Below are 521 nucleotides of genomic sequence, written 5' to 3' on the forward strand. Positions count from 1 at the left end.
CGCCCTCTCCCCGGTGCTCCTGGCCTGCGCCGTGGCCGTGAAGGCGACGAGCCCGGGGCCGGTGCTGTTCCGCCAGGAGCGCTGGGGCAGGGCCGGCTCGCGCTTCGAGTGCCTGAAGTTCCGCACGATGCTCGTGGAGGCGCCGCCGGACCTGCCGGCGCAGGACTTCGCGGACAAGGCGGCCTTCATGACCCCGGTCGGGCCCTTCCTGCGCAAATGGTCGCTCGACGAGCTGCCGCAGCTGGCCAACATCCTCAAGGGAGACATGTCGGTGGTGGGCCCCCGCCCGGTGATCGTCCGCGAGCGGCGGCTCGCGGAGCTGCGCGCGCCGCTGAACGCCGACGCCGTTCGCCCGGGCCTCACCGGCTGGGCGCAGGTCAACGGCCGCAACCTCGTCTCCGACGAGGAGAAGGCGTTTTTGGACGGGGAGTACGCGGCCAGCATGTCGCTCCTCTTCGACGCGAAGGTCCTCGCGCGCACGGTGGCCGTCGTGCTGAGCCGCCGCGGCGTGGACCGCGAGG

General features: G+C 72.9%; 1 protein-coding gene. It reads left to right on the top strand.

Going from position 1 to position 521, the window contains the following annotated elements; translation table 11 throughout:
- A partial coding sequence (locus C2L80_RS13630; protein ID WP_103263377.1) for a sugar transferase occupies positions 1–521 on the top strand: 521 nt, incomplete at both ends.

It is taken from the genome of Rubneribacter badeniensis, from assembly GCF_002899695.1.
GTDB lineage: Bacteria > Actinomycetota > Coriobacteriia > Coriobacteriales > Eggerthellaceae > Rubneribacter > Rubneribacter badeniensis.